Genomic DNA, 25,485 nt, shown 5'->3' with positions numbered 1-25,485 from the left:
TGCTAATAGTTGGCACAATTTAATTATTTGGATTCTTTACAGGAGCAACTAAAGTGTCATACAGTGACTTTACTTTAGACAGAGTTAGAAAAACCTTTGGCTTAACTATTTCTGATAAAATTGATATATTTGCATCTGTAAATGAAGTAGAGTGTCCACCATTACTTGCAGAAGTATTGCGGGAAAATGTACCTTTAGCTCTTGCTAGTAATACTGAAAAATCCCGTTCAGAGATGATTATTGCACCTATTCTAATTGCTGTAAGGAAATATTTAAATAATCAAGTAAGTTTATTTTCTGGTATCGATTTTACTGTTGATTCAGCACAAGGATTAAATGGAAATTGCGATTTTATTATTAGCCGCTCACCAGAATTACTAATTCTTAACGCACCAGTGGTGACAATTGTAGAAGCTAAAAAAGAAAATATCAATGCAGGATTAGGTCAGTGTGTAGCAGAGATGTTAGCAGCTAAATTGTTTAATGAACGTGAGGGAAATAACATCCAGACAATTTATGGTACTGTCACTACTGGAACTAACTGGAAGTTTTTGAAACTTATTGAGCAAGTGATTGAAATTGACTTGAGTGAGTATTATATTAATGACATAGGTAAAATTATCGGGATTTTATCTAATATCCTGACGGAAAAAGTATTTTAATATGCTTGTCAAGTCAACTCTTGCGGAACAAAGAACAGTCTTACATAACATTAGCTGGGAAACCTTTGAAGCCTTGCTGAGAGATACAGGTGAGGATAGAGGTTCTCGCTTTGCTTATGACTGCGGTGTTTTAGAAATCATGACTCCACTTTTTGAACATGAAAACCCCAAAATTCAGTTTGACCGATTGATATTCGCTTTAGCAGTGGAATTAAAAATTAAAATTAGAAGTGCTGGTTCTACAACATTAAAACGTCAACCAATAACAAGGGGAATAGAACCTGATACTTGCTATTATATTCAAAATGAGCCACTAATTAAAGGGAAACAAGAATTAGATTTAAGAACAGACCCAGCACCAGATTTAGCAGTTGAAATTGATATCACTAGCAGTTCTGTTAATAAGTTTAATATTTATGCGGCTTTAGGTGTAGCAGAATTATGGAGATATAACGGTGAAGTTTTAAAATTTTATCAACTAGTAGAAAGCGAGTATATTGAGATTAAGTTTAGTATAGCTTTTCCTGTAATTTCTGTTAGTAATATGAATAGATTTATTCAGCAAAGTAAAACTATGGATGAAATTGATTTAGTGCAATCCTTCCGCGCTTGGGTACAGGAGAAGATAGGGTAAAGTCTACCTTATTGATAAATGAATAAAATAGGTAGTTTATAATCTACAATAAGATTCTATTGAGCAACTACATTAACAACAACCATGCATCCCATATTAAAAGTCGATATTTCCGAACTAAGTGTATCTGAACGTATACAGCTTGCCGAGGACTTATGGGACAGTATTCTTACCACACCCGATGAAGTTCCTCTCAACAATGAGCAAAAACAAGAATTAGATAGACGTTTGGAGATGCATCGCCAAAACCAAAACCAAGGTTCAACCTGGCAATCCGTCAAGCAAAGACTAGGTTTATTCTGAATGAGTTATCAGTTAATAAGTAGATGAATCTAAATAAATATAAGATAGTTCGTCATTGCGTTGGTGCAGCCTTCCCGTAAGGTACGAAGTCAAGCAATCTCAGTCTTTGCGATTGCTTCACTCCACTGCGTTACGTTCGCAATGACATTTTATATTTAATTTCGCCTAGCTACTTAAAGCGATCGCTCCCTACAAAATCAACTCAAAGAATCTGGATCTATCCCTAATCTTCGCAATTCTTGTGCCAACCTGTCGGCGCGTTGTTCGGCAGCAATAGCTCGTTCTTCTGGTGTTAAATATCTGACTCCTTGTTTGTCATACCAATACAACCAATCCCGCGTAATTCCCTGATAGGTTCCCCGTTCGTGACCAATTGCTAAACCTATTTCTGTTAACCAAACAGGATTTCCTAGCTGCAATACATATTCCCCATTTACTAAGCGATAAACTTCTAAAGGTGGTTTTCTACGGCGTTGGGGATTGTAAACAACATAATACAAAATCTCCATATCAGCATACATTTTCTTTTTGCTGCTGTATTCCCCACGCCGTTTATGAGAAACCACCTCCAGCGCCACGATTGGCATAACTTTTTCTTCCCACAACACATAACTTAAACGCAAGTTCTCATCAAAAACTCGCTCGACTCCTAAACTTAAAAATCCATCTGGTACAATCGGCGGTAGTTCGGGATCGTAATAAATACCCATATCAACCCCAAAAAACCAATCCATACGGCTTGTCCATAACCAAGCAAGGATGGCTTTGAGTAAACCGGGAATTAAATCTTGTAATTCATTGTCCACAGGTATATAGTCCGAGTCGGGCAGATCCTCGGCGGAGGGTAAGCAGTGCAATGGGTTGTAATTTAACATGGTGGGTGCGTAGGCGTAGCCCGTCGTAGATATCGCAAACTTATAATATTGATGATATCTATCCACCTCTGACTTTTTCTTGCGATAATTCCCAAGGGAGACGCGCTCTCCACTGGTTAGTTAAAGGGGGATAGATGACAATCAAGCGGTTGGTTTTAATTTTTGTGCTGACGCCAATAGCAGTTCTGTTGGCAGTTTCGTCTTTATTTGGTAGTTGGCAAGAACCTCAGTTCCAAAGTCGCTTAGAACTCTACCAAACCAATATTGCTCTACAAGCCCAAGCTTGGCAATCAGAAGATAGCAACGATGACAATCTCCAAGCGGTTCGGGAAGCAATACTTGGTGAGCAACCCCTAAAAAGCGCCACAAAGCAATATCAGGAGGCGCGTCAATCAGTTCAAGCTAATTTGGACAAAGTTAACAATAAACTTCCACAATTACGCTCTCAACCTGAAATAACTCCCATACCTCCGAAACCTCTACCGGACGTTCCTCCGACTACTAAAACCTCTCGACGAGGACAGCAGCAACAGTTACAGCAGTCTTTTAAGCAATTACAAAAATTACTGGCTGAATTAGACCTGCGGGTGGGAATTTTACAAGCACAGCAAGGACAGACGGATACAGCTCTCAAGACTTGGAGCGAATTACAACAACGCTCAGATATCAATCCAGAATTTGGACAAACTGCGGCTGTATTGAGTGGACTGTGGAGCAATCCTCCCCGTCTGCTCCCAAATGCTCAACAACCGATTCAAAAGAATTTAGAAGGTTGGTTTCGCTCTACTGCTTTGGTTAAGCTATACCAACTCCAGCAACGACAAGACGCTTTATCAGCAGTTAAAGCTGCACAACAAGAATCTGCGGCTCAAGCAGTGATCAAATTAGCGGTTATTGGCACTATTCCCACCTTGGCAGCTTTAATTGGTCTAATACTGCTGATTTTATTATTTGCTCAACGCTTGTTGAAAGGAAAAGCCTCCTTATTAGCTCAAAATGCTGATGTCCTTTGGTCAACACCTTGGGATGGTGAAACGATTTTACAGGTTTTTGTCGTAGGCTTTTTCTTCATGGGGCAAATTTTTGTACCCTTGGTGATATCGCTGCTACCCATCCCACATCCCATTATTGATGTGCGACTTCAGGCTTTTTCTGTCTTGATTAGTTACTTACTGGTAGCATCAGGTGCGCTGTTAGTACTATATTTCTCTCTTAAGCGCTTTTTTCCCCTACCTGAATTTTGGTTTCGCTTCCGTTTTCAAGATAACTGGTTTTTGTGGGGACTGGGAGGCTATTGCGCGGCTTTACCTATAGTTGTGGTGGTATCTTTGATTAATCAACAGCTATGGCAAGGACAGGGTGGTAGTAATCCCCTGTTGCAATTAGCGCTAGAAAGCCAAGATGGTGTAGCACTTGGCATATTTTTCTCCACAGCAGCGATCGCAGCTCCATTTTTTGAAGAAATTCTGTTTCGTGGTTTTTTGTTACCATCTCTGACTCGTTACTTACCCGTGTGGGGAGCGATTCTGATCAGCAGTTTATTGTTTGCGATCGCTCACCTCAGCTTGTCAGAAATTCTGCCGCTGACCGCATTGGGGATTGTATTGGGGGTAGTTTACACGCGATCGCGCAACCTCCTTGCTCCTATGCTCCTCCACAGCCTCTGGAATAGTGGTACATTATTAAGTTTGTTTGTTTTAGGTAGTAATTAATACTTAATTATTACTGTTGTTTAAAACTCGAATATCTGTTTTTATCTCCATAGGTAAGAACAATTTACTAGTATTAATTGGTTGTAAGCATAAATACTAGCTGAAAACCCAATTAAGATAATGGCAAAAGCAAATTAAAGAATGCTATTAACATAAACAACAAATTATCTAGTTAAGCATTTCTCCTTATCCGGGTGATTTTAGCTATTTTTGAGATGTTAATTGTCTTCTCGAACCATTTTTAGGTGTAATGAATTGGATACAATTCCGTTTTGCGCTTATGGAAGTAGGAATCGGCAACTCAAAATGGTTTAGTAAAGATATGGAAGATGCCTCTTGCGCTTCTAGATTCCCACTAGCCACACAACTGGTCTAGTCATTGGTGTGATGGTGTTTCACGCCCGCTAGAAGCGATGTCTACAACGGGCTACGCCTACGTAAAAAACTCCGGAAATAATACTGATGGACTTGTAAAAAGTGGTGTATCACAGCAATTTTTGCTGATTATTGAGATTTATTCTTCTCAAGATCAATGTCTTACCTAAAAATCTGCTAAACTGCTGCACCAGGGTTTGCAATCATCAAATCCACCAAAAGTCATTAAGAAGCACCAGGTTTTCAGGCTATGCCGCAAGACATCTTAACGTCCCCTCTGGCATAGAAGCACGCTGATTTTGGTTATTTGTCTTGAGGCTTACTTATACTGGAAAAATTAAAAATCTATTGATTAAGCAAATACATTTACTCGCTTTCATTACAATAAAGACTTTATTTTTATACCTCACTTATCAAGGAGCAGCACTCATATGGCAAATCTCAACCCCAGTCATCCTACCAAACAACTTCTAGCTGGTTACTGTGGCATTATTTTTGGAGGATTTGGGGTTCATAAGTTTATTCTAGGATACACTCCGGAAGGCTTTATCATGTTGGTGATTTCTGTAGTTGGGGGTTCTTTCACCTACGGCATTGCCTTGTTAATTATGCAACTTGTAGGTTTAATTGAAGGCATGATCTACTTGAATAAGTCTCCTGAAGAATTTGTAAATACCTACTTTGTGAATAAGCAGGGCTGGTTCTAGTGCAAGAAGGCAGTTCGAGCTTGTGGCAGAAGATAACACACGCTTAAAAGGGTGGGATTGTAGACAGTCTCTTACAGTACACCGTAGCTGGGGATAAGGAGCAGTTACTGAAAAAACATCCTTTTTCCCTTGCGCTTTCAAAAGCTCAAAGGGCTTCTCCTTTCTTTACCCCTTAACCGAAACGTATTGCCATTAGTACTCTGTCTATTGGGATACTTAACTCACTTGCTCTATCTAGCTTCTTTAATCCGACAAAATCCTGGCAATCGCGGCATGTTGCTAGGCTGATTTATCTTTAGCAGCAGTTATAGAGCACTTGTACCTCTTATATTTATTTCTATTGATATGCTCATTCTCAAACCTAAACAGCTTAAGTGGGCAATGTTCTTCTTGTTGGGCATAGGGTATTTCAGTGTTATATCTCATTTGGAAACCAACTATTTCTTAAAAAGTCTGATTGTGACCATGCCAATGCAGATGGTAGCTATTATCTATGTGACTTATTTACGCTGGAGCCGTCATTGACCCTCAGCGAAGTAGGATAAATTAAGAAATTTAATAGGGTTGACATACAGTCGTAGTTCCATATTTCGCCTACGCTCAAATTAGAGACGCTTTTAGTCAGGCGTTGAATTTCTGTAGCGAATCTAAACACTTGCCATGCAACTCGTCCCAAAAACTAAGCTAGCCCCAGAATTTGACCCAATCCTAGAGAAAATTATTCTCGATGTTGGGGGCATGAAGTGTGCTGGGTGTGTGAACGCAGTAGAACGACAGCTAACCCAACATCCAGGAGTCAAGAGTGCCTGTGTAAACCTGGCCACAGAGGTAGCAGTTGTAGAGTCAGAAACTGGTGCGGTAGATGCAGATGCACTAGCACAGCGGTTAACAGCGGTTGGATTCCCAACTCAACCCCGAAAAGCTAGGGGTACAGTAGCAGGCGAGATGTCTACCTTACCAGACCCAGCAGAACGACAACGCCGAGAAATGCGCTCTTCTGTTAGGCAGTTGGCGATCGCTGCGATGTTGCTGGTGTTGTCGGGAAGCGGACATTTTGGTAATCTTGGTAGCTCAGTGCTGCCAGTGCTAAATAACATCTGGTTTCACTGTGGACTGGCGACAGTGGCGCTATTAATTCCTGGTCGCTCGATTTTAGTAGATGGCTGGCTGGGCTGGCGGCGAAATGCGCCTAACATGAACACCCTAGTGGGATTGGGAACGCTGACAGCCTACATTGCTAGTTTAGTAGCGCTACTTTTTCCCCAAATGGGTTGGGAGTGCTTCTTTGACGAACCAGTAATGATGCTGGGCTTTATTCTTTTGGGAAGGACATTAGAGCAACAAGCTAGAGGTCGCGCCGCTGCCGCATTTAGGAAGTTACTAGCACTCCAGCCACTTTTAGCACGATTGATTGCCAACCCAGAGAAAGTCGGAGTGGGGTCTTCTAGTGTAGAGATTCCTGCAGAACAGGTGCGTGTTGGTGAATGGTTACAAGTGCTGCCAGGTGATAAAATCCCTGTCGATGGTGAAGTGGTGGTTGGTCAAACAACGGTCGATGAGTCAATGTTGACTGGGGAAGCCGTGCCAGCGATCAAGCAACCAGGAGATATGGTGACAGGAGGGACAATAAACCAGTCAGGAGCGATCGCTATTCAGGCAACGCGGATTGGAAGTGATACAACTCTAGCTCAAATTGTCGCTTTAGTAGAAACCGCCCAAACTCGGAAAGCTCCAGTACAGAAATTAGCAGATACAGTATCTGGTTACTTTACCTACGGGGTGCTGACAGCATCTGTATTAACATTTGTCTTTTGGTACTTTTTTGGCACTCACATCTGGACTGATATCACCATGTCTGGTGGTATGGAAATGATCAGCCACGCTGACCATTCCGTAGAGACGCGATTAATCGCATCTCTACCCACTCCCCACTCCCCCCTATTAATCAGCTTAAAACTAGCGATCGCAGTTATGGTAGTCGCCTGTCCCTGTGCTTTGGGACTTGCCACACCAACAGCCATTCTTGTCGGGACTGCTATGGGCGCAGAACGGGGTCTGTTAATCAAAGGCGGCGATGTTTTGGAAAGAGTACACCAGTTAGACACCGTAGTTTTTGATAAAACTGGCACTCTGACCACGGGTAATCCCATCGTTACAGATTGTCTGTTAATTTCAGAAATGGGCAGTGAGAATCCCTACTCCCTCATCCAATTAGCAGCAGCCGTAGAAAGCGGTACTCACCACCCCCTAGCAAAAGCGATTCAGCAAGAAGCACAGCGGCAACAGTTATCTATTCCAAAGGCTGTGGACTTTCACACAGAACCAGGACTGGGGGTGTCTGCTGTAGTAGAGGGTACAGTTGTACTATTAGGTAATTGGGAGTGGTTGAGTTGGCACGGCATTGCGATTAGCGAAACTGCACAACAGGTAGCACAGGATTTGGCAACAGATGGTAAAACAGTCGTTTGCGTAGCAGCTGGGGGAACTTTAGCCGGGTTAATTGCTGTTTCTGATACCCTCAGACCAGATGCCCAATCTACCGTAGACAAGTTACGTCAGATGGGCTTACGGGTAATGTTGCTCAGTGGCGATCGCAAAGAAGCAGCTAGCGCCATAGCCAAACAACTAGGATTAGCTAGTGCTGATGTCATAGCAGGTGTTCCCCCAGCTAAAAAAGCAGCTGCAATCCAGTCTCTCCAGTTAGAAGGGACAACGGCACAAGGGGGACAAGGAGACAAGGGAACAAAGAAAACTCCTCACTCCTCACTCCTGACTCAGCACTCAGTAGTCGCAATGGTAGGAGATGGAATTAACGATGCTCCAGCTTTATCCCAAGCAGATGTAGGAATTGCTTTACACTCTGGGACAGATGTGGCGATGGAAACTGCTGAAATTGTCTTAATGCGCGATCGCTTAAACGATGTTGTCGAATCTATTCAGCTTAGTCGCGCCACTTTCAACAAAATCCGCCAAAATTTATTCTGGGCTTTTGCATATAATACAGTTGGGATTCCTTTAGCAGCGGGTGTTTTGTTCCCTAGTTTGGGTTTTGTCCTTAACCCATCTGGTGCTGCTGCATTAATGGCTTTTAGCTCTGTTAGTGTCGTCACAAACTCAATATTATTACGGCGATTAGCTCATCACCCGTAGAATACTCTTTTGCACGTAAAATTTTCCAGCACAAATCTAGGTTATTCCCATCTCAAGTTAAACTGAGTCGCCCCGTCAGGGTTTATACAGCCCACAAAGCCTCTTGAGACACTTACCAAAGCTATCATAGCTACTGGAGTAGAACGGCCATGTTCTACTCTTTCAAGGTATTATGCAATTTTAAAGCTTATTTAGATCAGCACCACAGACTTATGGTGCCCAAGAATCACAGAATACGATACTAAATCTTGACTAATTACAGTTCCACCGATTTGTCAATGGCAGCAGAAACCAATGAAAACCATCTACTGATTATTGAAGACGATCAAGGTCGCAAAGAATTTTCTCTCGAGCACCCCGTCTACTCTATTGGTAGAGACCGTGAGTGTAATATCCGTTTGATGTCGCAGTTTGTCTCTCGCCGCCATGCCACATTAGTGAGATTGCCACGAGAGCATAATAGTCATAGCTACTATTACCGGATTGTAGATGGCGATGCCAAAGGTAAGCCTAGTTCCAATGGTTTGATGATTAATGGACGTAAGATACCAGCTCACGATCTAAAAAATGAAGACGAGATCGTTTTTGGCCCTCAAGTACGTGCCATTTATTACCTTTTAAAAAACACTCAGCGTTTGGGACAAACGGATTCAAGTGAGTACGATATTACACTAATAAACCCCGGTATGGCCGAGGATTTAGAGGATGTGGGAGAGTGAATTATAACTACCAATAACAGTCTGAGAATCCCACGACTTGAAGTCGTGGGAGTATTAATTCAATCACCAACGCTATCCTGCAAGACTTTCAATCAAATGCCAATGGCGGCTACTTTCAATAGCCTGCTTGATGAATTCAAACATTTGTCGGCAGTAATTATCTAGTTGGAGTGGTAGTTCTTCATTTTTCATCACAATACTCATGCGGGTTTCTGTTTCAGTAGATTTTGATTTATCAATCAGTACTTCTACAGAAACCAATTTAGGAAAAGGAACATTGCCGGGAACCTCACGAGCGATAATGTACTCGGCCGTGTGGTACTGAATATCCAACTGACAGTCCTGTAGAAGTTCTACAAGTAACGGCAACAGATGGTCATTAGGAACAGAAACAATAAATGAACAGGTATAGCGAGCCATAATAGCCCCACGCCTTGCAACACTCCGTCCATCCTATAATACCGAAGTATCTAAACGTAAAGTCATTAAAAAAGCAAAGTTTTTGAGTTTTGAGGCAGGAGGCAGGGGGGAAACCACTGATGAGATATTGTATAAACTCAAAAGTGCGATCAGGCAGGAAGCAGGAGGTAGGAGGGAAACCCGATAAATAAATTCGTATTTTTCTCACAAGGATACTTTTTGTCTCACGCTTTGCCTGTTGAACAAAATCCTTTTACCCAATTCAATAAATAAATTTAGGGTGTTTAAACCTTTTGACAGAGCGAAAAGTCGGAGCACCGGAAACCGACGATTTGTTAGCGCAGCGTTAGCGAATAATCGAGCATCCGCAGGATCGTCACTTTTCAATAGAAGGCAAAATAATATTTTCTTCTCTTGCTCTGCCCTGTTTGCTAAGTTGAAAGTTTGATAAAAAACTTTACAATAAAGGTTTGGCTGAGGTAGAAAATGAAAGTCGCAATTACTGGAGCAACAGGATTTGTAGGTAGTCGTTTAATACAACGACTCCACGGAAAAGGTGATCAAATAGTAGTATTAACTCGGAACACCGCCTTTGCTCAAAAGGTTTTTCCATCTGAGGCTTTTCCCAATCTAGAAATTGTTGCCTATACACCAAATGTATCTGGTTCTTGGCAAAGTGTCATCGCTAGTTGTGATGGCATAGTTAATTTGGCAGGAGAACCCATTGCTGAAGGACGCTGGACACCAGAACGCAAACAAGAAATCCTCAATAGCCGGAAGCTAGGTACACAAAAATTAGTTGAAGCAATAGCCAACGCTAACCCCAAACCAACAGTATTAGTTAACGCTTCGGCTATTGGCTACTACGGCACTAGTGAAAGCGCAACCTTTGATGAAACAAGTCTATCTGGTAACGATTTTCTCGCCCAAGTCTGCCAAGCCTGGGAAACAGAAGCGATAAAGGTAAAAGATGCTGGTGTACGGTTGGTAATTCTGCGTCTTGGGATTGTTCTGGGCAATGGTGGTGCTTTAGGTAAAATGATTCCGCCTTTCAAACTCTTCGCTGGTGGTCCTATTGGCAGTGGTCGGCAGTGGTTCTCATGGATTCACGTAGACGATTTAGTTAACCTGATTTTGCAAGCTTTAACTAAATCGGAAATAGAAGGCGTATATAATGGCACTGCCCCTAACCCAGTCCGGATGGCAGATTTAAGCCAAACTTTGGGACGAGTGATGAATCGCCCTTCTTGGTTGCCTGTTCCTGCTTTTGCGATCGAAGCTCTTTTAGGAGACGGGGCTATAGTAGTTTTAGAAGGTCAGCAAGTCATCCCGAAACGCACCGTAGAAACTGGCTTTGAGTACAAATATCCTAATTTGCAATCAGCATTAACACAAATTCTTACATAGAGTCAAAAGTCAACAGTTCAAAGGGACTGGAGATTGGGTATTGGGAAGAATTCAGCCCCCAATCCCCACTTCCCAGTCCTTTGACTATTGACTAGAGAGAAATTTTCTGGAAACCCAACTGATAATACCGCTGAGAATAGCACCGCCCATGAGGATGCCAATTGCTGGGTTAAATAAGGGTTGCCACAGTTTATGCCACAAATCCAAACCCAGGTTTACTCCCGCCGCATCACCGATCGCTGCGATCGCTAACCAGCCAAAACCAAACAAAACTAAAAAAACATCTGCGACTAAAGCCATGTTTAGCCAATTTAACAATTTATCTTTCATGATCGGACTGGGTATTAGGAATTGGATATTGGGCATGGGAGATTGGATATTAGGAAGAATTCAGTCCCTATTCCCCACTCCCCATCCTCTACTCTTCAAATAGCCAATTTTTGACTTTTATCAAACTCTGCCAATCTGGTTTTCTACTTAAACCGTCTTCAATACTATTTTTTATTTCATCACTCCATTCTTCATTGACAAAAATTAACTGTTGTGCGACATCAATGTGTTCCCGCAAACCTTTTTGACCTGTTTCCAGCATTGCTAAGGCGAGATTTACTCTGGCCTGTGGATCTTGTGGATTTAACTTAACTGCCTTCTGTGCAGCTTTGTAAGCCAAACTGGGTTTGTTATCGAGTAGATACAACCACGCCAAACAAACCCAAGCAGCACTAGTTTTAGGAGCGCGATCGCACACTTCTTTAAACACAGGGATTAAAGAATCTACTCCTTCTCCTGCTTTATAGCGTTCTAAACCTGTATCAAACAGGGATTCAACTGTTTGAGTCATAGTAAATTTGTCAATAATCATTTAGTTAATAGTCATTAGTCATGATTCAATAGTCATTGGTCAATAGTCAATAGTCAAAAAACCTTTACTCTTGACTCTTGACTGTTGACTTCTGACTTTTAACTTTTAACTAAACTCCAAATGACTTGCCGCAACCGCAGGTTTGGTTGGCATTGGGGTTGGTAAATTGGAAGCCACCGCCAATCATGGCATCGCTATAATCGAGCATTAAGCCATAGAGATATAACAGACTCTTGCGATCGCTGACAATTTTGAAGCCATCATAATCAAAAACTTCATCCTGAGGGGTGATCTTGCTGGTGTCTTCAAAGTCCATCATGTAAGACATCCCAGAACAGCCACCTTGACGAACTCCTACCCGTAAGCAGAAGTCTGTGCCTTGTTTGTCCCGGAGGGATTTTACCTGGTGCAATGCGGCTTCGCTCAACAGAATTCCGCGTTGTTGAGCCTGAATTGCTTGTGTCATATGCTTTTTCAACTCCTTAATTAGTCTAAGCGTTACCCTGTATCGGCTTGTTAATGCCTCTGGGTTGCCCTTGGTGTTTTTGTATTCATTCTAGCGGCTTAGAGGTCGCTAGATGCCAAATTGTAAACACTCTGTCAAAAGCAGCCAAAGATTTCTATTCTAGAATTGAGAGACTCAGTGTGTTTATAGATTCGGTATTTTTGAAATTCAAGCCTTGCGGCAGCCTGAGAAGCAACCACCCTTCAGGTACAGCCATAAAAATTTAATCCGAGGCTAGCTATCCCCCAAAGTTTACTTCCAAATTGCTTCTTTTGATCTCTATGACAAGTTTTAATCGCTCTACCAGTCGTCGGTTGAAGAAATTAACTCAAATTCCTTCTGTATGGGAGGGCGATCGCCGTCCGTTGTCATCACCAAACCAGCACTCAGACTCAGAGGAAAAGGGAGAATGCATTCTTTGGGTAGATTACTCCCAAGGTGTGGTTCGAGGAATGGACGTGGTAGCTTCAGATATCGGACCAGAAGCAATAGTTCGCACTTTAATGCGAGCAATGGAACATCCCCACAGTCCGGCAAAACCTGCCAGACCCCAAAGAATTGTAGTCAAAGACCGCGAGATCCAATTTTACCTGCGGGGGGTACTGCAAGATTTGGATATCGCGATTGACTACGCACCAGAACTGCCTTTAATTGACGAATTATTTCGTGGATTTGCCGACATCCTCGATAGTCAAACCCCCGACTTACCCCCACAATATGCACAAATCTTGCGAGAGAAAGCATTTGCAATTTGGCAAGCAGCACCTTGGGAATTTTTGGAAGAACAACAAATTTTGTCAATCGAGATTAATAAGTGGGATGTTGGTACACTCTACGCCTCAGTCATGGGAATGCTGGGAATGGAGTATGGAATTTTGTTTTATCGCTCAGAAGACTCTCTAAAACAGTTTCGTGCCGCAGTTTTAAGAGATGAAGAATCAACAGAGCATTTAGAAGAAGCATTTCTCAAGCAAGATTGCCTGTTTCTGACTTTTGAAAGTGCTGATGAAACCGATGAGGATGAGGATGAAGCAGGTGATTTGGCGGATCTGCCATTATCAGAAATTGACCCCACCTTCGGTAATATCCACCCTTTAGAAGGACTGCGGTCTGTTTTGTATGAGGAAGAAGCACTAGTAATCTTGGTTGCGATCGAAAGCCTGAGCCGCTTTATTCGCGATCACCGTCGCCAGCTTCATGAGAACATCTTCCCTACCCTCAGCCGTCGCTATCGTATTTCTCTGCCGCAGTCGGAAGAATCAACTAAATCTGTGGCTGTGACAGTCTCTACTATGCCGCAATTAGCAGCAGAATTAGAGGAAATGGCAGGCTTTGGTGTCGATGATCAGGAGATTGAAAGCCTTGGTTCACCGACTTTCCAATCATTGCAAGATGACTTGATACCAGAAGATTCCTTCCTCAGCTTAGGTGTAGTGTCCTGGGAAATGTTGGAACACCTCAAAAAGGGGGTCAGCTACCATAAGGCTGGTGAAATCAAACAAGTGGGTGACGGTTTGCCAGTGATTTTAATTCAAACTTCTCGACCCAAGGCTAAGATTGTAATTGAAAGAATTGAAACAGCAGGCGGACTCAGAGCAATTTGCTTTAATCCAGGTGCCGATCCCTTCGATGGCGATCGCTACGACCTGGGTTTATTGCAAACTCAAAATGGCGAATTATTCCTATTCGGTGAATTTTTAGATGAAGATCCTATTCATGTCGAAGCCCGGAAAAAATGGAACCAGCGGTGTAAAAATACTAAGGGCTACTGTGGCTTAATTATTGCCAAAGGACTAACGGGAGCTTCCCGTGGCAATCCTCAGTTACGAGATATGATGGCTTTGTTTGAAGCGCGATCGTTTTCACCTAAAGATTTAGGTATTGGCACTCTCCAACTGATGCCCCAACTTAAATTTGAATAATTGCACGAATTCCCGCAATCCTCAATCTCAAATTGTGGCTATGAGAAATTAAGTCGATGTATATTTGGTTCGCATATTGACCAAAAATGCATCTGAGAGGGGAAAAAGGGAAGTTTTACCTTTTAACGTTTACTCCTCTTCTGTTTCCCAACTGAGCGCTAAGTGAAGTAAAAAGTACTCAGGATTTTTGCATTTGTATATACCTCATCCCTTGTAAGCGGTTTTTTAACCGGAGACGGAGTGTCTCCGGCTCCGCTCAGGACTTTTCATCCGCAAACCTCTCAGGGCGCGGCACTTAGTAATCCATATTCATGTATATGTAAATACTAATAGGCGACGAATGACTAGAAGTTAACTTCACCTCAATTTCATGAAGTACCTGTATTTTTATATTTTTCCAATGATTTCATTTGGACACTTATCAGTATAAAAAACTACAAATTACTAAAAATTTATCTGTAAAGTCCTGTTTAATCAAACCTAACTGACCACTTAGATATCGAAATCTTTTTTTTAATAAGTTTTTGAGTTGAGCATCTTGTTATGTATCAATATCATTAAGCAAAAGTTCAGATGTATATCTTTTTATTTATAATTTCTTTATACAAAATTTAAATTAGCTTATTTGGTATCTAAATGAAGATTATTTAAAGTGTGAAAATAATAGATATAATGAATAGACTACTAAAAAAGAATGAAATATACAATTATTTTTATGGGTATACTTAATAAATAATAAATAGTTTAAACTAAAAACTTTTTTGCCAGTAATTCCTCTCTTAGTTTAAATCTGATTAGAAGGTTTACTGTCGAATTTTTAGCGTCATAATTGGCTAAAAATTATTTATATAGCCTCCAGATAGATGAATACAAATAATGTCAAAAAACCGCTGAGTTTAAAGCAAACTATATCGCTAGAGTGAGGATAAAAACATGCAAAATTTCATTGTATCTTTACTAGAAGTTAATCTAAAAGCATGAAGCAAAACTAAAATCTTCTGCTCTGCAACAGTCAACTAACATCATATTTGTAATGGGTGCAGATGGATGTTTGTTCTAGAGCGATCGCTTATTTGCCTACTTTCTAAGTGATTATTCCCGATCTATACACACCACTCTAACCCGCCTGTAAGCCAGCGTTTCAGCATGATAATGATTCTGAAGCTTTATTGTCTGCTGTTGTACCAGATGTTCTCTCAAAGCGGGTTTGGCGAACTTGGTTAAGAGAGAAGATCAAATGCTTTCAATGGAGAATAATTTTGTAAATCTTGATTGAGTCAACAGTAGGTGTCTCAAATTAATTTATCAAATTTTATTATCAGGCTTTACTCATGCTGTTAGTAGGGTTAGTATCTTCCAAAGCAAGTATGTGCTATTTTGGCTGTCACAATAGTAACAAATAAAGTGGAGTTTTTTGATTTTTTTAGAAAATGATGAATCCTTTGACAAAATAAACATTTTTAATATTAATGGTATTACTTGTTTCCTGAGACAAACTCTGATATTGTTATCGGTCTCCTCTTTAGTTAGATTCTTTCAATGATCTAAAATATACAGCAAATAGCATGATAATGACAAATAAAAAATGGGCAGTTAAACGTATAACAGTTAATCTTGCAACACAGGAAGCAGAAAAACTAGAAAAATATTGCGAACAAACAGGTAGACCCGCAACCGACGTGATTCGTGAACTGATTAGAAGTTTGCCTGTCTCCGATGACAGCAAAGATGTAAATAAGTAAGAAGATGCTTTCACAACTTATCCAGATAACTGCTTTGCCACCAAAAAAATAGCCATGATACTTTTTTGAGTCTGCCGGAATGGACAAGAGTTTGTCTTGCTGATACAGACGCGTTTTTCTCGCGTCTGGTCAATTGCCGGGACTAAAACAAGTGATCAAAGAGGTTTTAGTATCGACATTGCTATGCCTTAATATGCTGGTGGAGTTGACATTAAGTAGCAAATTCCGACACCAACCCAGTTACAATCTGTAAAGAAACTGAAAAGGAACGACGGAATGCGCGTTGCAATCGTAGGTGCGGGACTGGCTGGGCTAGCAACCGCAGTAGATCTAGCTGATGCTGGTTGTGAAGTAGAGATTTTTGAGTCTCGTCCGTTTGTGGGTGGTAAAGTTGGCAGTTGGGTTGATGGAGATGGCAACCATCTAGAAATGGGGTTGCACGTATTTTTCGGGTGCTACTACGAACTATTTGACTTGATGAAGAAAGTGGGGGTTTTAGAAAACTTACGCCTCAAGGAACATACCCACACTTTCATTAACAAAGGGGGTCAAACTGGTGCTTTAGATTTTCGTTTCCTTACAGGTGCGCCTTTCAATGGCTTAAAGGCATTTTTCACTACTTCCCAACTATCGTTGCAGGATAAATTGCAAAATGCGATCGCTTTGGGTACTAGTCCCATAGTTCGCGGATTGGTAGACTTTAATGGGGCGATGAAAACCATCCGCAAATTAGATAAAATTAGCTTTGCCGATTGGTTCCGCAGTCATGGTGGGAGTAATGGCAGCATCAAACGCATGTGGAACCCCATCGCCTACGCATTGGGATTTATTGATTGCGAAAATATGTCTGCCCGTTGTATGTTAACGATATTCCAGTTATTTGCAGTCAGAACTGAAGCTTCAGTTTTGCGAATGCTGGAAGGTTCTCCCTATGAGTATTTACATAAGCCAATTCTGGAATATCTGGAAGTTAGAGGCACCAAAGTTTACACGCGTCGGCAAGTGCGGGAAATTCAATTTACTGAGTTAGACGAACAAACCCGCGTCACTGGTATAGTAGTTGCCCAAGGTGATACAGTAGAAACTATCACTGCTGATGCTTATGTTTTTGCCTGTGATCTTCCAGGAATTCAACGCATCCTACCCCACGAGTGGCGTAAGTGGTCAGAATTTGACAATATTTACAAACTGGATGCAGTGCCAGTGGCTACAGTGCAGTTACGCTTTGATGGTTGGGTAACGGAACTGAACGATGGAGAGCAACGTAAACAGCTAAATCATGCGGCTGGAATTGATAATTTACTTTACACAGCCGATGCCGATTTTTCTTGTTTTGCTGATTTGGCGTTGACTAGTCCTGCTGATTATTATCGCCCAGGACAGGGGTCATTGTTACAGCTAGTGCTGACACCGGGAGATCCGTTTATTGCCCAAACTAATGAAGCGATCGCCCAGCATGTCCTTAAGCAAGTGCATGAACTGTTTCCCTCGTCACGGGAGCTAAATATGACTTGGTACAGCGTGGTAAAACTTGCCCAGTCTCTCTACCGAGAAGCGCCAGGGATGGACGCGTACCGTCCCAACCAAAAAACACCAGTTGATAATTTCTTCCTTGCAGGGAGTTATACTCAGCAAGATTACATCGACAGCATGGAAGGTGCTACTATTTCTGGACGGCGGGCGGCAAAAGTGATTTTGGAAAGTTTGAAGAAATAACTAACCGCAAAAGACGCAAAGGAAGAAGAGAGAATGTCAGATTGGTTAGAGCATACTGTGCAGGTAGAAGTAGAGGTTCCCATAGATTTAGTATGGAGCCTCTGGTCTGATTTGGAGCAAATGCCCCGGTGGATGAAGTGGATTGATTCGGTGAAAATTCCGCCAGATAATCCAGACATATCTCTTTGGAAACTGAAGACAGGGAGTCTAGAATTTACTTGGAAATCCCGAATTCTCAAAGTTATTCCTAACCAAATTATCCAATGGGAATCGATTGATGGTTTGCCTAATCAGGGAGCGATTCGCTTTTACGATCGCCAGAATAGTAGCATTGTCAAAATGACCATTTCCTATGCCATTCCTGGTCTTCTTGGCAAAATTATGGATAACTTATTTTTGGGGCGGATAGTTGAATCGACGATTCAAGCTGATTTGGAAAGGTTTAAAGAATACGCGCTGAATGTTAAAGCTAATTGATATAGATAGCAAAAACAGGCAGTAGGAAACAATGTGTAAAAGTTTCTTACTGCTTGAAAGAAATTAAGTTTTAAGCTCCGTATTATTTGATCTGCTAGAGAAGTAGGGTCAATCTGAACTCCAAGTATAGTATTACAAGAATTACATAAGTACCCAACAATGTCATGAGTTGTATGACTATCTCCTTTTAAAGAACAAAATTTTACAGAACTAATTAATTTTTTACAGTTCGGGCATTGTCCAGAATTAAGCATTTATTCTTCTAATTTATCAATTTAGTTTTGCTTACCCTCAGCACTTCATGTATGCTGAGGGTAAATTACTTACCGTTTACCTTTACCCTTCAATTTCTTGTCAGAATCAGAGGGTGGCTTGGAATCATCAGCCTTAACATAAGCAATCAAGGCAGCAGGCATAACTGTTTGTACATAGGGAAAACGACAATCTTCCTGTACAACAGCAAAGCCAAACCCGATACCACCCGCGAGGATAGCAGCAAGCTGACGGTTATTCAATTTATTCACTATAGTCAACCTTTATTTATTAGTATCAATAAGCTGAGTAAGTCCCAGCCAACAAAAAATATAACATTAATTAAGTTACAAAAATAACAGTGAGATTACATAAAAATATTATTTAAACCAAAATAATCTGCGATCGCACAAATTGTGCAGCATTAGTTACCACTTAGTAAATTGCGTTAACGCACCCTACTTACTGTTGGCTCTGGAAGTGGATCACCTACAGCTTTGTAAGCAATAATTAGAGACTCTAAAGCTTTAATTCCATTTGCCACAGCCAACTCGTAAGTATCCCCATGAGTCCGCCAGCGTTGTCCTGAAAAATCAGGAAATCCTACTAAGAAGCAATCATCTTCCTCAGACCATTGGATAAGCATTCGGTACTTGAGTTTATTCATCTTCTTTTTTCCCTTCTACTTCCTCAATTGCTTGTTTCACTTCCTTCTCTTGGTAGCGTTTAGCATCTGCTGCATCTTTGCCTGAAAACGTGATTTCTCTGCTATAGAAGGGATGCAGCCAGTTAGTGTGACTGCCTTTTCCTGGAAGTTCTGTAAAACCTGCTTGGGAAAGCATTTGCTTCAGTTCTCAGATTTTCTTTGGCATTAATTTTCTGAAAAAATGCGATCAGCCTCAATAGCAGGGGCGATATTACCAAGTTGGATCGCTAAACAAATTAATCGTCAATTCCTCGCGTGGCGGTACTGCGGTGATACAAGCGCGGACGATCTCTCCATCCTCTAATTCCACGGTACAAGCGTGACAAGACCCCATGAGACAACCGGTGGGAATAAATACCCCTGCCCGATCTGCTACATCTAAGAGGGCTTCTCCCACTTCGGCATCTACTGTGACATCATCTGGTAAAAAGCGGACATTAACAATCATCAATGTTACGCATTTAATTTAGTATTGACTCATGAAGGTTGTCCTTTGTCATTAGTCGTTTGTAAAGACAAATGACTAATGACCAATGACAGTTTTAAGGAAAAAATGGGCGATTTTTATGCACTTTAGCTTAAGACAAAAACAGACTTAAGTCTAAATGGCTTTCTACTTCAGTGGCTAAAGAATCCAAAATCTGTTCTCTCTGTTCCCGATAGTTAGCAACACCGGTGGGCAAAGATTTTAAACCCCGTTGTTGACGGAGGCGATTTAACCAAGCCCGTCGCCAAGGGCCATTGTCAAAAAGCCCGTGCAGATAACTTCCCCACACCGATTGACAACTATCCACTAACCCTAAATTAATATCGTCAAATAGGGCATGGTACGATTCAGGATCTATCCCTTGCTGTTCGATGCGCGATCGCCCTTGGTGGATTTCAAAGCCATTGACTGGCAAACCCTGTTGTGGATAATTTGAGCTAACTTGGCGCTGGCGAGCAATTTTTTGTCCTGTAATTACAGTTCTGATTGGTAAAAGATTTAACCCTTGAAATCTGCCTGCTTGTCCCTCTATCCCTTCTGGATCGGCGATGATTTGACCAAGCATTTGATAGCCGCCGCAGATACCTAATACTGTTCCACCAGAGGCGGCATAGTGTTGGATAGCTTCTGCCATACCGCTTTTTTGCAGCAGTAGCAAATCAGCAATTGTGGTCTTTGTACCTGGGATAATTACAGCATCAGGATGTCCTAAATCTTGCTTAGGACTTAAATATTTCACTGAAACTGTGCTTTCCGATTCGAGTGGGTCAAAGTCAGTGAAATTGGCAATTCTTGGTAAACGGATGACAGCAATGTTGAGGTCAGTTTGGGCTTTATTCGATGACGATTGACGTTCTAGGAGATCAAGGGAGTCTTCTGCTGGAAACCCTTCTTGTAAGTAAGGTATAACACCGATAACAGGGATACCCGTGCGTTCTTCTAACCATTTTATTCCCGGATCTAAGAGCGATCGCTGTCCTCGAAACTTATTTATTACTACACCCTTAATTAAGGCGCGTTCATCTGGTTCTAATAACTCTAAGGTTCCAACGACATGGGCAAAAGCACCACCCCGATCAATATCAACCACTAACATCGTCGGCGCATTCAAATATTTTGCCACTCGCATATTAGTTAAGTCGCGGTGCTTAAGGTTAATCTCCGCTGGACTACCGGCACCTTCACAAACCAGCAAGTCAAATTCTGTTCCTAAATGCTGTAGCGATTCTTCAATTGTCCGCCAGCCTATGTCAAAATATTGCTCGTAGTAATCTGAGGCACTGACTTTACCCACAGACCTACCTTTGATAATTACTTGGGAAGTCATATCCCCTTGAGGTTTGAGTAAAATTGGGTTCATTTCTACCCAAGGCACAACTCCTGCTGCCCAAGCTTGCACTGCTTGGGCATAGCCAATTTCTCCACCACTAGCAGTGACATAAGCATTTAAAGCCATATTTTGACCTTTAAAGGGAGCCACCCGCCAGCCACGCCGCGACAGAATACGACAAATAGCTGTAGTTAAAAGTGATTTCCCTGCATGAGATGTTGTCCCCACCACCATAATTGATTTCATAGTTGCTATCACTTAGTTTTTAAAGATACAGGCTGAAATTTTAGGAGGGAAGAAGACACAAGGAAACGCGGACACGGAGAGAAGATTTGATAATTTCTCCACGTCAGAGCGTCTCTTTCTCTCTCTGTCTCCCTTTTTGACTCCTTACCAGCACGATCACAAAATTCAATTAGATGATTATGGTAAAGACTTCATGAATAGGTGTGATGTTTCCGTATATATTGTTCCCTTTGATTCCCTAATCCTAACTCTTTGGTTTTTTCTTCTAAAAGGGTATCCGTAACCAACGAATCACAGCATCGGATAAATGATCGCGCCATGAAGGAGTCCGCCAATTTTTTCCCTGGTATTGTTCCACTAACTGGCGTCCCAAGGGAGTAAGGCGAAAACTATCTGTAATTCCCTGACCATCGACTTCGCGCCGCAATACACCTACTTGGATCAGCCAGCCTAAGGCATTGTCACAGGCTAATTCTGATAAAGGGCGTTTAGTATAGCCTTGCTTGAGTCCATTTTCCAGGGCGATCGCAGTTAATGACACACTCTGGTGTCCCATGACTTCAAATAAAGATAGATTAAAGGGTGAACAGACTAGCGATCGCTCGGCTCTTTCTACTGTGCTTTGAGGATAGACAAAAATATTTGGGTTTTGGGAATCAACAGCAGGCATTGTGTATGGGTAGAAATTTTTCTTCTAAGAAAGATTAGTTTAAGAATATATTTTTTTTTGTACCAGCTACCTGATTTAACAAAAATTAGTTACCTCAAGTATAGTTATGCTATTTTTTAGTAATTATATTTAATCATTATAAATTAATGTAAAATTTCAAGTGCATCAACAATCTGAAACAGGAAAGGTTTATTATGCCTCTAGCAGTTGGTACGGATGCACCTGCATTTACCGCCAAAGATACAAACGGCAACACAGTCTCGTCATCTGATTTCGCCGGCAAGACAGTTGTTTTATATTTTTACCCCAAAGATGACACGCCAGGCTGCACCAAACAAGCCTGTAGTTTTCGGGATGCCCAGTCTCAATATCAAGGCAAAGATGTTGTAATCTTGGGAGTCAGTGCAGATGATGAAGCCTCCCATCAGGCATTCACCCAAAAATATAATTTGAATTTTCCCCTACTGGCTGACAGCGACAAATCCCTCATCAAAGCTTTCGATGTGGATGGCGGTGGTTATGCCAAGCGCGTCACCTACGTAATTGACCCCAGCGGCAAAATTACCCATGTTGACGCTAATGTAAATACCAGCAGCCATGCTAGCGATATTTTAGCTGCACTTGGGCTGTAGTTTTTACCTGATAACCAAGGATTTTTTAATTATATGACTTACGCACTGAAAACCTGAAACCTCGATCCCCCCTAACCCCCTTAAAAAGGGGGGGGATCTGAAAAGCCCCCTTTTTAAGGGGGTTGGGGGATCTCTTCTGCGTAAGTCCTAAAATAGTCTCAGCCCCAAGCCCTAAAAGCTTGGGGTTCTTTGTTTGAATTCAGTTACCTGATGGTGGTGTAATTGAGCGTGGTGTAACCACTGGTGGTGTAATCACTGGTAAACTGGGGGCTGCTTGCTGTTGTTGACCTCGAATTAGTCTTTGTTGCCTTGCTTTAAAAGCTGCTGCTGCTGAGTTTAGTTGGTCGTTCTGTTGGTCAGAATTCCAGTTGAGAGTCCCAAAATTTGCCCGATGAATCAGGTCAAACATGTTGAAATTGTCTGAGTTTGAACGAGAGAACGGATCGGTATTTTGGTCTGTTGTACTATTACTGGGAAAAGCATCCGCTGGGCTGTTGATTTGAGCCGAACTCGGTTGAGCCATGAGTAAGGAAGCAAAGCTAATTCCTGCCGCCGTAGCCACAAAGAGTCTAATAATTTGTAAAAATGGTTTTTTCATGGGGTTTTTACCCTAAAATTTCTCTATTTTATCTTAAGCAAGAGTTCGACGCAGTTGGGGCTGAATACTCACTAAGGCGACTAGGGCAAAGCCAAACAACACCAGCAACGCCCCGCCAAAGGTAACATCACCCCAAGGAGCCTGCATTACTACACTATCTAGTCCCCAATTACTGTGGAGATACAGATAGCGAATTGGTTCGATCGCATAGCTGAGAGGATTCAGAGTAGCCACAACCTGCAACCACTGAGGCATAAAAGATAGAGGAGCCAAAGCAGTACTAGCAAACAATAATGGTAGGTTAGTGACAAAAATCACTGCAATCAATTCAATGTGTCCGGGTAGAGCAAAAGCTAAACCGAGAGAGATGGCTGTCACGCCCAAAGCTAAGAGGAAGACAATTAGAGCGATCGCACTTAAACCCGCTACATCTGGTAGTCCAGCCCCCAAGAACGCTGCTGCCGCCACAATCACCGCTGCTTGCAGCAAACTTTGGCTGATGATGAAGATTGCCGAAGCAAAGACAATGGAAAACCGTGATGCTAAGGGTGCCACCAGCAAGCGATTCAAAAAGCCGAACTCGCGGTCAAACATTACCGGCAAACCAGCATTCAGCGCCCCGGCAAAGGCTGTAAACACAATTATGCCGGCAGCCAAAAATTGTCCGTAATTTGTTGTATTGCCAAATATACCTTTGGGAGCATTTTGGAACAAAGCACCAAATAGTAATAACCACATTACTGGCTGAATAATTCCGGCAACCAATGTGGAGGGACGGCGTTGCAACTGAATAAACAAGCGACGAGTTAAAGCCAGCGTCTCTTGTACCAATTCACCGAAAAAGTTAGGTGCAACATTAGCATCTGCTTGCGGCGATGCTATCGGCTGCCAATTGATATCAGATTTAGGAGTAACGCTCATAGCAATTTTGGATTTTGGATTTTGGATTTTAGATTGGTGATTGAGAATTGGGGATTTTGAATTTTGAATTTTAGATTGGGGATTGGTAAGTATCTCCATACCCTATGCCCTGTTTGGCCCATTTCCCCTATCTCATATTCTGCTTTTTCTCAGCCTTGGGATCGCGGGTGGCAACGGCTGCGAGTTCTGCATCCAACAAGGTGCGTCCTGTAGCGGCGAGGTAAACATCATCGAGACTGGGGCGAGATTGGGCGATGCCAAAAATGGGTAAACCAGCAGTATTCAGCGCTTGCTGGATGTTAATCAGAACATCATTCTGAGGTGTCACCACCAAGTTGAGGGAATTACCTTGAGCGCTGTTGATGATCACTTCTTGCACAAACGGCAGAGGTTGCAAGAGGTTTTTGGCTTTTTCGGCTTCCTGAATGGGGGAAAACTCGCGGATTCGCAAGGTGATGCGATCGCCCCCGACTTGATCTTTCAATTGTGAAGGTGTACCACTTGCAATCACAACGCCCCGATCTATAATTGCCACGCGATCGGCTAGGGCGTCAATTTCTTCTAGATAATGGCTGGTAATTACTACCGTTGTCCCTGAGGCGCGTAATTTTCGCAGAAACTCCCACACCACAAAACGAGTTTCTATGTCAAGTCCTACAGTTGGCTCATCCAACACCAAAACATCGGGTGCATGGAGCAATCCAGCAGCCAAGTCTAGGCGCTTGCGTAAACCGCCAGAGTAGGTTCCTGTTTTTTTATTGGCGTATTCTTGTAAACCGAGTAAATCTAATACCGTCTCAATGCGCTGTTTGGCGATCGCGCCTGGAAGGTGATAAAGTGCTGCTTGCAATTGCAGCAGTTCTTTTCCAGTCAGCACCTTATCTATAGCAACTTCCTGAGCAACATAGCCTAGTCGTTGTCTTGCCACTCTCGGATTATTTAACACAGAGATGCCAGATATTTCGATTTTGCCAGCATCCGGTGTGGTAAGTGTACACAAAGCACGCAAGGTAGTAGTTTTACCAGCACCGTTGGGGCCAAGTAAACCAAAGATTTCTCCTGATTCTACCTGAAAGGAAACATCCTGGACGGCGACCACTGTACCGTAGCGTTTTTGCAGATTTTGAATTAAAACGGCGGGAGCCATGACAGCTTATCCCCAACTATACAAATCTCAACAAAGTCTATCTTTATTGTAGAAGGTGGAGAGCAAAGTTGATCTGGGTTTAAAGTTGCTTTATCAAGCAATTCAACAATAGGTACAGCAAGAGCAGGGGAGCAAAAAGAATCTTTTTCCTTTGCCCCTTTGCTTTTTATTGACAAAATTGGTAATTGAGCCGAAGCTAAAAATTACCCATTCCTAAGAGGCTATTTATAAAGTAAATCTAAAGGTGGCTAACCAAATGAAATGATAACGCTAGGATACTTTTGAGATAGTGTATTTACGTAGCGTTA

The 25,485-nt window shown here is 42.0% G+C and carries 27 protein-coding genes; 13 read left to right on the top strand and 14 right to left on the bottom strand.

Features of this window, described 5'->3' with window-relative positions; all coding sequences use genetic code 11:
- The first annotated feature begins 53 nt into the window (after positions 1-53).
- The 3 genes from V7K48_RS14260 (at position 54) to V7K48_RS14250 (ending at position 1,599) form a co-directional block, all read left to right on the top strand.
- On the top strand, positions 54-662 hold the full coding sequence (locus V7K48_RS14260) for a hypothetical protein (protein ID WP_335073438.1): 609 nt from the start codon (positions 54-56) through the stop codon (positions 660-662).
- A gap of 1 nt (position 663) precedes the next feature.
- Positions 664-1,296 carry a Uma2 family endonuclease gene (locus V7K48_RS14255; protein ID WP_335073436.1) on the top strand — a complete coding sequence of 211 codons (633 nt, stop codon included), beginning with the start codon at positions 664-666 and terminating at the stop codon, positions 1,294-1,296.
- An 84-nt stretch (positions 1,297-1,380) separates the two neighbouring features.
- Positions 1,381-1,599: an addiction module protein gene (locus V7K48_RS14250; protein WP_335073434.1), complete on the top strand. Its 219-nt coding sequence runs from the start codon at positions 1,381-1,383 to the stop codon at positions 1,597-1,599.
- A gap of 197 nt (positions 1,600-1,796) precedes the next feature.
- On the opposite strand, the gene V7K48_RS14245 is transcribed toward V7K48_RS14250, so the two are convergent.
- The gene (locus V7K48_RS14245; RefSeq protein WP_335073496.1) at positions 1,797-2,474 is read right to left on the bottom strand and encodes a Uma2 family endonuclease; all 678 of its coding nucleotides are present in this window, start codon (positions 2,472-2,474) and stop codon (positions 1,797-1,799) included.
- A gap of 134 nt (positions 2,475-2,608) precedes the next feature.
- Between V7K48_RS14245 and V7K48_RS14240 the strand changes: the two genes are divergently transcribed.
- The 4 genes from V7K48_RS14240 to V7K48_RS14225 all read left to right on the top strand — a co-directional run bounded on the left by V7K48_RS14240 (position 2,609) and on the right by V7K48_RS14225 (position 9,137).
- Positions 2,609-4,186, top strand: a complete 1,578-nt coding sequence (locus tag V7K48_RS14240; protein WP_335073432.1) for a CPBP family intramembrane glutamic endopeptidase — start codon at positions 2,609-2,611, stop codon at positions 4,184-4,186.
- Positions 4,187-4,992: 806 nt separating this feature from the next.
- Positions 4,993-5,268, top strand: a complete 276-nt coding sequence (locus V7K48_RS14235) for a TM2 domain-containing protein (RefSeq protein WP_335073430.1) — start codon at positions 4,993-4,995, stop codon at positions 5,266-5,268.
- A gap of 660 nt (positions 5,269-5,928) precedes the next feature.
- A complete protein-coding gene (locus V7K48_RS14230) occupies positions 5,929-8,418 on the top strand; it encodes a heavy metal translocating P-type ATPase (RefSeq protein WP_335073428.1) in 2,490 nt (829 codons plus the stop codon).
- 278 nt (positions 8,419-8,696) lie between these two features.
- Entirely contained in the window at positions 8,697-9,137 is a 441-nt protein-coding gene (locus V7K48_RS14225; protein ID WP_334971932.1) for an FHA domain-containing protein, read from the top strand.
- Positions 9,138-9,209: 72 nt separating this feature from the next.
- Here the strand turns inward: V7K48_RS14225 and V7K48_RS14220 are convergent, their stop codons facing one another.
- The gene (locus tag V7K48_RS14220) at positions 9,210-9,557 is read right to left on the bottom strand and encodes a hypothetical protein (RefSeq protein ID WP_335073426.1); all 348 of its coding nucleotides are present in this window, start codon (positions 9,555-9,557) and stop codon (positions 9,210-9,212) included.
- A gap of 486 nt (positions 9,558-10,043) precedes the next feature.
- On the opposite strand from V7K48_RS14220, the gene thyD reads away from it, so the two are divergent.
- A complete protein-coding gene (thyD, locus tag V7K48_RS14215; protein ID WP_335073424.1) occupies positions 10,044-10,964 on the top strand; it encodes a thylakoid membrane protein ThyD in 921 nt (306 codons plus the stop codon).
- Between the two features lie 84 nt (positions 10,965-11,048).
- Here the strand turns inward: thyD and V7K48_RS14210 are convergent, their stop codons facing one another.
- The 3 genes from V7K48_RS14210 to V7K48_RS14200 form a co-directional block, all read right to left on the bottom strand.
- On the bottom strand, positions 11,049-11,294 hold the full coding sequence (locus tag V7K48_RS14210) for a hypothetical protein (protein ID WP_334971938.1): 246 nt from the start codon (positions 11,292-11,294) through the stop codon (positions 11,049-11,051).
- An 88-nt stretch (positions 11,295-11,382) separates the two neighbouring features.
- Positions 11,383-11,805, bottom strand: a complete 423-nt coding sequence (locus V7K48_RS14205) for a tetratricopeptide repeat protein (protein ID WP_335073422.1) — start codon at positions 11,803-11,805, stop codon at positions 11,383-11,385.
- Positions 11,806-11,935: 130 nt separating this feature from the next.
- Positions 11,936-12,292 carry an iron-sulfur cluster assembly accessory protein gene (locus V7K48_RS14200; RefSeq protein WP_179069217.1) on the bottom strand — a complete coding sequence of 119 codons (357 nt, stop codon included), beginning with the start codon at positions 12,290-12,292 and terminating at the stop codon, positions 11,936-11,938.
- Positions 12,293-12,612: 320 nt separating this feature from the next.
- On the opposite strand from V7K48_RS14200, the gene V7K48_RS14195 reads away from it, so the two are divergent.
- The 4 genes from V7K48_RS14195 to V7K48_RS14180 all read left to right on the top strand — a co-directional run bounded on the left by V7K48_RS14195 (position 12,613) and on the right by V7K48_RS14180 (position 18,188).
- Positions 12,613-14,253, top strand: a complete 1,641-nt coding sequence (locus V7K48_RS14195) for a DUF6930 domain-containing protein (protein ID WP_335073420.1) — start codon at positions 12,613-12,615, stop codon at positions 14,251-14,253.
- A gap of 1,565 nt (positions 14,254-15,818) precedes the next feature.
- Positions 15,819-15,995 (top strand): CopG family transcriptional regulator, encoded by a 177-nt coding sequence (locus tag V7K48_RS14190; protein WP_334827121.1) that lies wholly within the window; start codon positions 15,819-15,821, stop codon positions 15,993-15,995.
- A gap of 276 nt (positions 15,996-16,271) precedes the next feature.
- Positions 16,272-17,711: a 9,9'-di-cis-zeta-carotene desaturase gene (gene zds, locus V7K48_RS14185; RefSeq protein ID WP_335073418.1), complete on the top strand. Its 1,440-nt coding sequence runs from the start codon at positions 16,272-16,274 to the stop codon at positions 17,709-17,711.
- Between the two features lie 33 nt (positions 17,712-17,744).
- Positions 17,745-18,188, top strand: coding sequence for an SRPBCC family protein (locus V7K48_RS14180; RefSeq protein ID WP_335073416.1), 444 nt, complete (start codon positions 17,745-17,747; stop codon positions 18,186-18,188).
- Between the two features lie 323 nt (positions 18,189-18,511).
- On the opposite strand, the gene V7K48_RS14175 is transcribed toward V7K48_RS14180, so the two are convergent.
- The 6 genes from V7K48_RS14175 to V7K48_RS14150 form a co-directional block, all read right to left on the bottom strand.
- A complete protein-coding gene (locus V7K48_RS14175; protein WP_335073414.1) occupies positions 18,512-18,712 on the bottom strand; it encodes a hypothetical protein in 201 nt (66 codons plus the stop codon).
- Positions 18,713-18,888: 176 nt separating this feature from the next.
- A complete protein-coding gene (locus V7K48_RS14170) occupies positions 18,889-19,107 on the bottom strand; it encodes a type II toxin-antitoxin system HicB family antitoxin (protein ID WP_335073412.1) in 219 nt (72 codons plus the stop codon).
- Positions 19,100-19,282 (bottom strand): type II toxin-antitoxin system HicA family toxin, encoded by a 183-nt coding sequence (locus V7K48_RS14165; RefSeq protein WP_335073410.1) that lies wholly within the window; start codon positions 19,280-19,282, stop codon positions 19,100-19,102. The genes V7K48_RS14170 and V7K48_RS14165 overlap by 8 nt, the downstream gene beginning before the upstream one ends.
- Positions 19,283-19,357: 75 nt before the next feature.
- The gene (locus V7K48_RS14160) at positions 19,358-19,594 is read right to left on the bottom strand and encodes a 2Fe-2S iron-sulfur cluster-binding protein (RefSeq protein ID WP_335073408.1); all 237 of its coding nucleotides are present in this window, start codon (positions 19,592-19,594) and stop codon (positions 19,358-19,360) included.
- Between the two features lie 130 nt (positions 19,595-19,724).
- On the bottom strand, positions 19,725-21,209 hold the full coding sequence (gene cobQ / locus V7K48_RS14155) for a cobyric acid synthase CobQ (protein WP_335073406.1): 1,485 nt from the start codon (positions 21,207-21,209) through the stop codon (positions 19,725-19,727).
- Between the two features lie 265 nt (positions 21,210-21,474).
- The gene (locus V7K48_RS14150; protein ID WP_335073404.1) at positions 21,475-21,879 is read right to left on the bottom strand and encodes an Npun_F0494 family protein; all 405 of its coding nucleotides are present in this window, start codon (positions 21,877-21,879) and stop codon (positions 21,475-21,477) included.
- Between the two features lie 194 nt (positions 21,880-22,073).
- Between V7K48_RS14150 and V7K48_RS14145 the strand changes: the two genes are divergently transcribed.
- Entirely contained in the window at positions 22,074-22,511 is a 438-nt protein-coding gene (locus V7K48_RS14145) for a peroxiredoxin (protein WP_335073402.1), read from the top strand.
- 199 nt (positions 22,512-22,710) lie between these two features.
- On the opposite strand, the gene V7K48_RS14140 is transcribed toward V7K48_RS14145, so the two are convergent.
- From V7K48_RS14140 to V7K48_RS14130, 3 genes are all read right to left on the bottom strand, one after another.
- Positions 22,711-23,109, bottom strand: coding sequence for a hypothetical protein (locus V7K48_RS14140; protein WP_335073400.1), 399 nt, complete (start codon positions 23,107-23,109; stop codon positions 22,711-22,713).
- Between the two features lie 33 nt (positions 23,110-23,142).
- On the bottom strand, positions 23,143-24,030 hold the full coding sequence (locus V7K48_RS14135) for an ABC transporter permease (protein ID WP_335073398.1): 888 nt from the start codon (positions 24,028-24,030) through the stop codon (positions 23,143-23,145).
- 127 nt (positions 24,031-24,157) lie between these two features.
- Positions 24,158-25,177, bottom strand: a complete 1,020-nt coding sequence (locus tag V7K48_RS14130) for an ABC transporter ATP-binding protein (RefSeq protein ID WP_335073397.1) — start codon at positions 25,175-25,177, stop codon at positions 24,158-24,160.
- Positions 25,178-25,485: the final 308 nt, after the last annotated feature.

This window comes from Nostoc sp., assembly GCF_036919615.1.
Lineage (GTDB): Bacteria > Cyanobacteriota > Cyanobacteriia > Cyanobacteriales > Nostocaceae > Nostoc.
Note: the sequence above shows the minus strand (reverse complement) of the source record. Positions and strands in the feature narration are given on the sequence as shown.

Excerpts from the sequence above, each read along its gene's own strand:
- V7K48_RS14255 (WP_335073436.1), top strand. The coding sequence starts at position 664 with ATGCTTGTCAAGTCAACTCTTGCGGAACAAAGAACAGTCTTACATAAC.
- V7K48_RS14250 (WP_335073434.1), top strand. The coding sequence starts at position 1,381 with ATGCATCCCATATTAAAAGTCGATATTTCCGAACTAAGTGTATCTGAA.
- V7K48_RS14245 (WP_335073496.1), bottom strand. The coding sequence starts at position 2,474 with ATGTTAAATTACAACCCATTGCACTGCTTACCCTCCGCCGAGGATCTG.
- V7K48_RS14240 (WP_335073432.1), top strand. The coding sequence starts at position 2,609 with ATGACAATCAAGCGGTTGGTTTTAATTTTTGTGCTGACGCCAATAGCA.
- V7K48_RS14235 (WP_335073430.1), top strand. The coding sequence starts at position 4,993 with ATGGCAAATCTCAACCCCAGTCATCCTACCAAACAACTTCTAGCTGGT.
- V7K48_RS14230 (WP_335073428.1), top strand. The coding sequence starts at position 5,929 with ATGCAACTCGTCCCAAAAACTAAGCTAGCCCCAGAATTTGACCCAATC.
- V7K48_RS14225 (WP_334971932.1), top strand. The coding sequence starts at position 8,697 with ATGGCAGCAGAAACCAATGAAAACCATCTACTGATTATTGAAGACGAT.
- V7K48_RS14220 (WP_335073426.1), bottom strand. The coding sequence starts at position 9,557 with ATGGCTCGCTATACCTGTTCATTTATTGTTTCTGTTCCTAATGACCAT.
- thyD (WP_335073424.1), top strand. The coding sequence starts at position 10,044 with ATGAAAGTCGCAATTACTGGAGCAACAGGATTTGTAGGTAGTCGTTTA.
- V7K48_RS14210 (WP_334971938.1), bottom strand. The coding sequence starts at position 11,294 with ATGAAAGATAAATTGTTAAATTGGCTAAACATGGCTTTAGTCGCAGAT.
- V7K48_RS14205 (WP_335073422.1), bottom strand. The coding sequence starts at position 11,805 with ATGACTCAAACAGTTGAATCCCTGTTTGATACAGGTTTAGAACGCTAT.
- V7K48_RS14200 (WP_179069217.1), bottom strand. The coding sequence starts at position 12,292 with ATGACACAAGCAATTCAGGCTCAACAACGCGGAATTCTGTTGAGCGAA.
- V7K48_RS14195 (WP_335073420.1), top strand. The coding sequence starts at position 12,613 with ATGACAAGTTTTAATCGCTCTACCAGTCGTCGGTTGAAGAAATTAACT.
- V7K48_RS14190 (WP_334827121.1), top strand. The coding sequence starts at position 15,819 with ATGATAATGACAAATAAAAAATGGGCAGTTAAACGTATAACAGTTAAT.
- zds (WP_335073418.1), top strand. The coding sequence starts at position 16,272 with ATGCGCGTTGCAATCGTAGGTGCGGGACTGGCTGGGCTAGCAACCGCA.
- V7K48_RS14180 (WP_335073416.1), top strand. The coding sequence starts at position 17,745 with ATGTCAGATTGGTTAGAGCATACTGTGCAGGTAGAAGTAGAGGTTCCC.
- V7K48_RS14170 (WP_335073412.1), bottom strand. The coding sequence starts at position 19,107 with ATGAATAAACTCAAGTACCGAATGCTTATCCAATGGTCTGAGGAAGAT.
- V7K48_RS14165 (WP_335073410.1), bottom strand. The coding sequence starts at position 19,282 with ATGCTTTCCCAAGCAGGTTTTACAGAACTTCCAGGAAAAGGCAGTCAC.
- V7K48_RS14160 (WP_335073408.1), bottom strand. The coding sequence starts at position 19,594 with ATGATTGTTAATGTCCGCTTTTTACCAGATGATGTCACAGTAGATGCC.
- cobQ (WP_335073406.1), bottom strand. The coding sequence starts at position 21,209 with ATGAAATCAATTATGGTGGTGGGGACAACATCTCATGCAGGGAAATCA.
- V7K48_RS14150 (WP_335073404.1), bottom strand. The coding sequence starts at position 21,879 with ATGCCTGCTGTTGATTCCCAAAACCCAAATATTTTTGTCTATCCTCAA.
- V7K48_RS14145 (WP_335073402.1), top strand. The coding sequence starts at position 22,074 with ATGCCTCTAGCAGTTGGTACGGATGCACCTGCATTTACCGCCAAAGAT.
- V7K48_RS14140 (WP_335073400.1), bottom strand. The coding sequence starts at position 23,109 with ATGAAAAAACCATTTTTACAAATTATTAGACTCTTTGTGGCTACGGCG.
- V7K48_RS14135 (WP_335073398.1), bottom strand. The coding sequence starts at position 24,030 with ATGAGCGTTACTCCTAAATCTGATATCAATTGGCAGCCGATAGCATCG.
- V7K48_RS14130 (WP_335073397.1), bottom strand. The coding sequence starts at position 25,177 with ATGGCTCCCGCCGTTTTAATTCAAAATCTGCAAAAACGCTACGGTACA.